General features: G+C 53.0%; 1 rRNA gene. It reads left to right on the top strand.

The features are described 5' to 3' along the window. Positions 1 to 842 (top strand): 23S ribosomal RNA (locus tag ACRQDJ_RS09240); the annotation flags it as partial.

Below are 842 nucleotides of genomic sequence, written 5' to 3' on the forward strand. Positions count from 1 at the left end.
TAGTACCTGCTGGAAAAGATATTTTGTGAGTAGTGGCGAGCGAAAGCGAAGGAGCCTAAACCTTGTGTGTGTGATACTTGTCGGGGGTTGCATGCGGGGTGTTGTGGGGTGTTGTTTTCTCGTTTCCGACAGGACGGGGCGTAGTGATAAATCAGGAGTATAGGTGAAGGGTTTGGGAAGGCCTGCCGTAGACCGTGATAGCCGGGTAGCTGAAATGTTTCTGACTGCGTGATGACATGCCCGAGTAGCACGGGGCTCGTGGAATCTCGTGTGAATCTGCCAAGACCACTTGGTAAGGCTAAATACCCGTCGTGACCGATAGTGAATTTAGTACCGTGAGGGAATGGTGAAAAGTACCCCGGGAGGGGAGTGAAATAGTGCCTGAAACCAGGCGCCTACAAACTGTCAGAGCCACTTTTGATGGTGGTGATGGCGTGCCTATTGAAGAATGAGCCTGCGAGTTAGGATGTGTGGCGAGGTTAACCCGTGTGGGGTAGTCGTAGCGAAAGCGAGTCTGAAGAGGGCGTTTAGTTGCATGTTCTAGACCCGAAGCGGGGTGATCTACCCATGGCCAGGGTGAGGCACGTGTAAGAGCGTGTGGAGGCCCGAACCCACCAGGGTTGAAAACCTGGGGGATGAGTTGTGGGTAGGGGTGAAAGGCCAATCAAACTCCGTGATAGCTGGTTCTCCCCGAAATGCATTTAGGTGCAGCGTTGCGTGGTTCTTTGTGGGGGTAGAGCTACTGGTTGGCTGATGGGCCTTATCTGGTTACTGACGTCAGCCAAACTCCGAATACCATGAAGTTGAGCGTGGCAGTGAGACTGTGGGGGATAAGCTTCATA

The sequence above is a fragment of the Actinotignum urematis genome, from assembly GCF_051264595.1.
Lineage (GTDB): Bacteria > Actinomycetota > Actinomycetes > Actinomycetales > Actinomycetaceae > Actinotignum > Actinotignum timonense_A.